The 7,106-nt window shown below is 67.6% G+C and carries 7 protein-coding genes; 6 read left to right on the top strand and 1 reads right to left on the bottom strand.

Annotated elements, in window-relative coordinates; all coding sequences use genetic code 11:
• On the top strand, window positions 1-268 hold a 268-nt coding region (locus tag ACFWPJ_RS00620; protein ID WP_378845559.1), incomplete at its 5' end, for a hypothetical protein.
• A gap of 198 nt (window positions 269-466) precedes the next feature.
• Here ACFWPJ_RS00620 and ACFWPJ_RS00615 read toward each other — a convergent pair.
• Complete coding sequence (locus tag ACFWPJ_RS00615) at window positions 467-955, bottom strand: inorganic diphosphatase (RefSeq protein WP_189029611.1); 489 nt, start codon at window positions 953-955, stop codon at window positions 467-469.
• 204 nt (window positions 956-1,159) lie between these two features.
• Between ACFWPJ_RS00615 and dacB the strand changes: the two genes are divergently transcribed.
• The 5 genes from dacB to ACFWPJ_RS00590 form a co-directional block, all read left to right on the top strand.
• A complete protein-coding gene (dacB, locus tag ACFWPJ_RS00610; RefSeq protein ID WP_378845557.1) occupies window positions 1,160-2,665 on the top strand; it encodes a D-alanyl-D-alanine carboxypeptidase/D-alanyl-D-alanine-endopeptidase in 1,506 nt (501 codons plus the stop codon).
• 12 nt (window positions 2,666-2,677) lie between these two features.
• On the top strand, window positions 2,678-3,742 hold the full coding sequence (locus ACFWPJ_RS00605; RefSeq protein WP_378845555.1) for a zinc-dependent metalloprotease: 1,065 nt from the start codon (window positions 2,678-2,680) through the stop codon (window positions 3,740-3,742).
• A 142-nt stretch (window positions 3,743-3,884) separates the two neighbouring features.
• Complete coding sequence (tilS, locus tag ACFWPJ_RS00600) at window positions 3,885-4,898, top strand: tRNA lysidine(34) synthetase TilS (RefSeq protein WP_378845553.1); 1,014 nt, start codon at window positions 3,885-3,887, stop codon at window positions 4,896-4,898.
• Window positions 4,899-4,921: 23 nt separating this feature from the next.
• A complete protein-coding gene (gene hpt / locus ACFWPJ_RS00595) occupies window positions 4,922-5,473 on the top strand; it encodes a hypoxanthine phosphoribosyltransferase (RefSeq protein ID WP_110041409.1) in 552 nt (183 codons plus the stop codon).
• Between the two features lie 263 nt (window positions 5,474-5,736).
• Window positions 5,737-7,106: condensation domain-containing protein (locus ACFWPJ_RS00590; protein ID WP_378845552.1), on the top strand; the 1,370-nt coding region annotated here is incomplete at its 3' end.

The following is a 7,106-nucleotide window of genomic DNA, read 5'->3' as shown; positions in this document are numbered from 1 at the left end:
CCGATCACGCCGTCTAACCGCGCACAGAGTCGCACCCGCCCTGCGCAAAAAACCCCCCACCGCCGCCGGACTGGTGGCCGTCGCGACCGTCGCCGGGGTGTCGACGGTCGCCGCGGGCAATGCCGCCGCCGGACCGGCCGGGACCTACTACGGCACCTACGCCACGCTGACCGCCTGTCGCGCCGACGGCGAATCGCCCTACACCGGCGGCTATTACTGGGAGTGCACCGAGGCCTGGGACGGCTGGGATCTGTACATCTGGTACTGATCCAAGCGCCTGCGAGAAGGGCCCAATCGGGTTGCGGCGGTGGCGAACATAACTGTTCACGCGATAGATTATGTTATGTACACCGGGATTCGCGCAGGCGAGCCGCGTCGTCGCCGGGGGGTCGGCGGCCCGGACGGGGTAACGAAAACGGGAAGCCCGAAGCTGGTTCGGACTTCCCGTTTTTCGTGCACTGTCAGCTCAGTGGCCGGATTCCTTCAGGCGGGCGAAGGACTCGTCGATGATCTTCTCGGCCTCGGCGCGGTCCAGCCACTCCGAACCCTGGACGAACTTGCCCGGCTCGAGGTCCTTGTAGCGCTCGAAGAAGTGCTTGATCGCGGACAGCTCGAACTCCGAGACGTCGGCCAGGTCCTGGATGTGATCCCAGCGGGGGTCGCCCGCGGGCACACACAGCACCTTGTCGTCGCCGCCTGCCTCGTCGGTCATCCGGTACACGCCGACCGGGCGGGCCTCGACGATGACGCCGGGGAACACCGACTCGGGCAGCAGCACCAGCGCGTCCAGCGGATCGCCGTCCTCGCCGAGGGTGTTCTCGATGAAGCCGTAGTCGGCCGGGTAGCCCATGGAGGTGTACAGGTACCGGTCGAGCTTGACCCGGCCGCTCTCGTGATCGACCTCGTACTTGTTCCGAGAACCCTTGGGGATCTCGATGGTGACGTCGAACTCCACGCCATCTCCTTGCTCGTTCGAGTGCGGTCTGCCGACTCGCCAGATCGTTCTGGGGAACCGTTGCGCAACGAGGATAGTGTGGTGTGCTGGAACACCGGTGCGGCAGGCGGCTCAGCGCGCAGTCGAGGCGCGTCGGGCGAGACAGTCGAGGATCGGTGAGGCGTTGATGTCAGGGTTCGAGATTCCGGCTGGCCAGGTGGCCTGATGGATCAGCGCGGAATGGGTCATCCGCCCTATGGCAGCGAAGCACCGACGGTCGTGATCGATCGAAGCGCCGAGAAGACGGGATCGCGGGGTGGGCGATCGTCGCTGTGGATCTGGCTGACCGCGGTGGTTGTCGCGGTGCTGGTGATCGCGGGCGGGTTCGCGGCGATCGCGAAACCGTGGTCACCGGAATTCCGGCACGGTGGCCTCACCGTGGCGCCGCCGCCGTCCACCGGTCAGCCCGTCGCGGAGATCACCCCGGCCAGGTCGGACGCGCCCGCGCCGACCGCCGCGGGGATCGCCGCGGCGCTGGCGTCCGTGGTCGGCAGCCCTGATCTGGGCGCTTTCGCCGGTCAGGTGACCGATCCGACCAGCGGCGCGGTGCTGTGGAGCCAGGATCCGGCCAAGGCGATGATCCCGTCCTCCACCGCCAAGGTGATGCTGACCGCGGCCGCGCTGCTCACGCTGCCCGACGATCAGCGGGTGCCGACCAGGGTCGTCGCCGGTGCGCCGGGGGAGCTGGTGCTCGTCGCGGGTGGCGATCCGACGCTGACCACCAGGGCCGACGGAGGCTACTACACCGACGGCGCCCGGATCGCGGATCTGGCCGCGCAGGTCAAGGCCTCCGGCAGGCAGGTGAACGCGATCGTCGTCGACACCTCCGCCTACACCGGGCCGACCATGGCCTCGGGCTGGGACCCGATCGACATCCCGGAGGGCTCGATCACCCCGATCGAGCCGATCATGCTCGACGGCGGCCGCTTCGATCCGTCGGCCGACTACTCGCCGCGCACCTCCACCCCCGCGCTGGAGGCCGGGCGGGCGCTGGCCGCCGAACTAGGCGTCGACCCCGCCGCGGTGCGGGTCGGTCCGGCCGCGCGCAACGGCGCCGAGATCGCGAAGGTGGAATCGGCGCCGCTGCGAGTTCGCCTGCACGACATGATGATCCACTCCGACAATGTGCTCGCCGAGACGATCGGGCGGGAACTGGCGGTGGCGACCGGGCGCGAAGCCTCCTTCGCCGGTGCGGTCGCGGCCACGACCGCGGCGCTGACCACCGCGGGATTCGACGTCGCCGGGCTGCACCTGGCCGACAACAGCGGGCTCTCGGTCGACGACCGGGTGCCGCCGCGGCTGCTCGACTCGATCATCGCGACCGCGGCCAAGCCGACCGGCGATTCCACGGTGGTGCCCGCCGGCACCCAGGCCAGGCCCGAAAACGACCCGCGCGCAGCGGCTCTCGCATCGCTGCTGGACGACCTGCCGGTCGCGGGCGGCACCGGGACGCTGGCGCCGCGCTTCGTCACCCAGAACCGGGCAGGCGCGGGCTGGGTGCGCGCCAAGACCGGAACTCTGAGCGTCGCGAGCGCGTTGGTCGGGTATGTGCTCGACCGGGACGGCCGGGTACTGACCTTCGCGCTGATGTCCAACGACCGACTGCCGGAGGTCAGCAGGCCCGCGCTCGACGCGGTCGCGGGCACCCTGCGCAACTGCGGATGCTCCTGAGAGCGGGTGGCGATGACCGAGGACAAGACCGGGCGCACGACCTCCGGATTCAGCGGCGCCGTGGACTGGCGGCTCGCCGCGCGCACCGGCGCGGTGCTGGCGCCCGCGGGGCCGCGCACCTCGCGGCAGACCGCCGAACAGGTCGTCGCCGAGCTCGCCACCGCCTCGGTGCGGGCCGAAGGGCCGGTGCGTGAGGTCAGCGGACTGCTCGACGACCGGCCGGTGCCCGAGGCCAGGATCGTCGACCGGCCCGGCTGGATCGCCGCCGCCGCCGACTCGATGGCCGTGCTCACCGGCACCGACACCACCACCCCGGTCGGCAGATTCGTCGGCAAGCCCGCCGGGCTGCAAGCCGGGACCATGCTGGCGTTCCTGTCCACCGCGATCCTCGGCCAGTACGACCCGTTCACCGGCGAGGACGGCACGTTGCTGCTGGTCGCGCCCAATATCCTCAGCGTCGAGCGGGCGCTCGGCGTCGACCCGTCCGACTTCCGGCTGTGGGTCTGCCTGCACGAGGTGACCCACCGGGTGCAGTTCTCCTCGGCGCCGTGGCTGGCCGACTACATGCGCACCAATGTCGACATCCTCAGCGAGGTCGGCGAGGAACCGATGAGCGAGATGCTCAGCAGGCTGATCGCCGAGGTGCGGTCGCGGCGCGACGGCGACACCGCCGACGACCCCAACAGCCGCGGGATCGTCGGCCTGCTGCGCGCCGCCCAGGCCCCGCCGCAGCGCGAGGCCCTCGACCGGCTGCTCATGCTCGGCACCCTGCTCGAAGGCCACGCCGATCACGTCATGGACGCCGTCGGACCCGCCGTGGTGCCGACCGTCGCCGACATCCGCTCCGCCTTCGACCAGCGCAGGAAGAAGCCGACCAATCCGATCCAGCGGTTGCTGCGGGCGCTGCTCGGGGTGGACGCGAAGGTCGCGCAGTATGTGCGGGGGAAGAAGTTCGTCGACGCTGTTGTCGAGCGGGTCGGGGTCGCGGAGTTCAACACGGTGTGGACCAACGCGGAGACGCTGCCGAGGCTCGACGAAATAGACGACCCAGACCGCTGGATCACCCGCGTGTTGTAGCCCCTGGACAACGGACGGCAACGCGAGCACATGGGTAACTCACCGGGTACGGGCAAACTTGCCCATCCCGATCACTGCCAGCCGCCGACACAACTTTGGTGGCAGGCGGGTCTGGCCTGAATTCGCGGAGAGGCGGAACAGGATGAGAGCGCGACTGCCTGAGACGTCGGCTGTTTTGGCCGTGCGGCGCGGGGTGCGGGAGTGGGTTGCGGCGCGGGGTGGGCGGATGCCGGTCGTCGTTGGGTTGTCCGGGGGTGCTGATTCGCTGGCGTTGGTTGCTGCTGCTGTCGTCGAGGCGGGGGACGTGACGGCTGTCGTGGTGGACCATCGGTTGCAGGACGGGTCGGGGGAGGTGGCTGCGCGGGCGGCCGAGCAGGCGCTCGCGCTGGGCTGTGTGGAAGCTCAGGTACTGCCGGTCGAGGTCGGACGTGAAGGCGGGACCGAGGCTGCGGCTCGGGCGGCCAGGTACGCGGCCCTGGAATCGGTGCGTGCGGGTAGGCCGGTGTTGCTCGGGCACACCCTCGACGACCAGGCCGAAACCGTCCTGCTCGGGCTGGCCCGTGGCTCCGGCGGACGGTCGATTCACGGGATGTCGGCGTGGAATCCGCCGTGGGGGCGGCCGTTGCTCGGCGTCCGGCGGGCGGAGACCGTGCGGATGTGTGCTGATCTCGGCATCGAACCGTGGGACGACCCGCACAATCTCGATCCCGCGTACACCAGGGTGCGGGTGCGGAACGAAGTGCTGCCGCTGCTCGGGGACGTGCTCGGGGGCGGTGTGGCGCGGGCGCTGGCGCGGACGGCGGATCAACTTCGCGCCGATGGCGAGGTGCTCGACGTACTCACCGCCGATTTGCTGCGTGCGGCGAGCACGGGCGACCGTGGCGCCGGCGACACCGATCGACCGGCGTTATCGATCGAGATCCTGGCCACTGCCGCCCCGGCGCTGCGGCGCAGAACGATCAGGGCCTGGCTCGCCGAACAGGGCGTGAGCGGCTTGCTGAACGCCCATTTACAAGCGATCGACGAGCTGGTGAGCAACTGGCGCGGGCAGGGTGGGGTCGCGGTGGCGGGTGGCGGGAGGGACCACAGGTTGGTCGTGGCGCGCGAGCATGGCACGCTGACGGTGCGCGTGCAGCCGCGAAACGATGCCACATGACCACCGAAGGGACACCCACTTCCGTGTACGGAGACGACATCGCATCGGTGCTGATCACCGAAGACCAGATCAAGGCCAAGATCGAAGAGCTGGCCGAGCTCGTCGCCAAGCGGTACCCACCCGACGCTCCCGAGGGCGACCTCCTGCTGATCGGTGTCCTCAAGGGCGCGATCTTCTTCATGACCGACTTCGCCAGGGCGCTGCCGATCCCGACCCAGCTCGAGTTCATGGCTGTGTCGTCCTATGGTTCGTCCACCTCGTCCTCCGGCGTCGTGCGCATCATGAAGGACCTGGACAAGGACATCGCGGGCCGCAATGTGCTGATCGTCGAGGACATCATCGACTCCGGTCTGACCCTGTCCTGGCTGCTGCGCAACCTGGCCACCCGCAACCCGGCCTCGCTGGAAGTGGTCACCCTGCTGCGCAAGCCCGACGCGCTGCGCACCCCCGTCGAGGTCGCGCACGTCGGCTTCGACATCCCGAACGAATTCGTCGTCGGCTACGGCCTCGACTACGCCGAGCGCTACCGCGACCTGCCCTACATCGGCACCCTCGATCCGAAGGTCTACTCCTGACCCGGTGTCCGCGCTCCGGTCACGCGCAGTAGTGCCCGGATATCGGATTCTATGATCCGGAACACGATGTAGGAGAAGACGAAACCGATCAGCCCGCCCACGCAGATCGTGCGGAGCAGGGGCTAGACCAGCGCACCACGCACCGGGTGATCAGGAAGTAGTGAGTACTAGCTACTGCATCAGCCTTCCCGGACGTGGCACTGGCTCGCGGTGATCACGATGACCCGGTAGCCTCGCTGTGCATCTGTGCGAGGGGGATTTGCATGACCGACTCAACATACGACCTGACCGAAGCGTTCGAGCTTTCGCCGACTCAGCTGGGCCTGTGGTACGCGCAACACATGGACCCGCTCGTTCCGATCAACATCGCTCAATACATCGACATTCGTGGCGAGATCGATATGGCGACTTTGACGGCTGCGATCGTTCGCATGGCCGACGAACTCGGTGCAGGACGCGTTCGGATAGTGGTGGAGGGTGGGGAGCCGCGACAGGTCATCGATCCAGCTATCGATGTCAGCCCGGCGTTGATCGATCTGCGTGGAACAGCCGACCCGCAAGCCGAGGCCGTGGCGTGGATGCGCGCGGAATACACCACCCCAGTAGATCTTCTCGATTCTCTGCTGCTACGGATGTCAGTGCTTCGGCTCTCGGATGACCGATGGTTCTGGTACCTACGAGCCCACCACATCGTGCTGGACGGTTTCGGGGCGATGGTAGGTATCCAGCGGATCGCTCAGCTCTATACGGACTCTGTCTACGGGATCAATACTCCGCCCCTCGATGCTCCTTCCCTCCGAAATGTCAGCGATTCCGAGATCGCCTACCGTGCAAGCCCTCGCTACGAACGCGACCGTCAGTACTGGACCGCACGAATGAAGGGTTTGAAGCAACGATCCTCACTCGTTCGCCGGTCAGCGGCACCCGCCGCCGGAAATACAGTGACACACGCAGAGTTCTCGCCCGAGCAGAGCAGACTTCTGGCGGATGCAGCGACCCGTCTCGACTCCACTCCCGCAGGCGTGCTCATCGCAGCCTTCGCGACATACTTGGCCGGTTGGATCGACACCGACGAGGTGACTCTGAGTCTGCCCGTGGCTGCGCGACTGACTGCTGCAACCCGCCATTCTTGTGGCAGCACGTCCAATGTCGTTCCGCTACGGCTGCGGCTCGGTGACGAGACCACCTGCGCCGAGTTTCTGCGGGTGGTTCAGATTGAAGTGTCCGGTGCACTGCGGCACCAGCGGTACTGGCACAATGCCATTCGCCGCGATGTAGTCGGCGAGACCGATGGCCTTGATGACGACGGCGCAACAGAGTTCTTCGGTCCGTGGGTGACCATCATGGCGTACAACGACAAGGTCACACTCGGCCGAGCGCATGGCCGGGCATACGTACTGACTACCGGCGTAATTGAAGACTTTGCCCTCAACTTCGTCCAAGCAGCAGACAACTGTCAGCTTGATCTCGAAATGAATCCGGAGCTTTACTCAGCTGCGAGCGCACGCGCCCATCACGGTCGATTCCTCGACTTCCTCACACGGTTTCTCGCCGTGGAGCCCACCACACCCCTGCGCACACTTGACATAAACACCCCTGTCGAGTGCAGCCGCACCAAATACGCTGGGGCTGG

It is taken from the genome of Nocardia sp. NPDC058497 (assembly GCF_042720195.1).
Classification (GTDB): Bacteria; Actinomycetota; Actinomycetes; order Mycobacteriales; family Mycobacteriaceae; genus Nocardia.
This window is presented reverse-complemented; position numbering and strand designations above follow the sequence as displayed.

What these genes read in the sequence shown, in the direction of transcription:
- ACFWPJ_RS00605 (WP_378845555.1), top strand. Translation starts at nt 2,678, where the DNA reads ATGACCGAGGACAAGACCGGGCGCACGACCTCCGGATTCAGCGGCGCC.
- tilS (WP_378845553.1), top strand. Translation starts at nt 3,885, where the DNA reads ATGAGAGCGCGACTGCCTGAGACGTCGGCTGTTTTGGCCGTGCGGCGC.
- dacB (WP_378845557.1), top strand. Translation starts at nt 1,160, where the DNA reads ATGGATCAGCGCGGAATGGGTCATCCGCCCTATGGCAGCGAAGCACCG.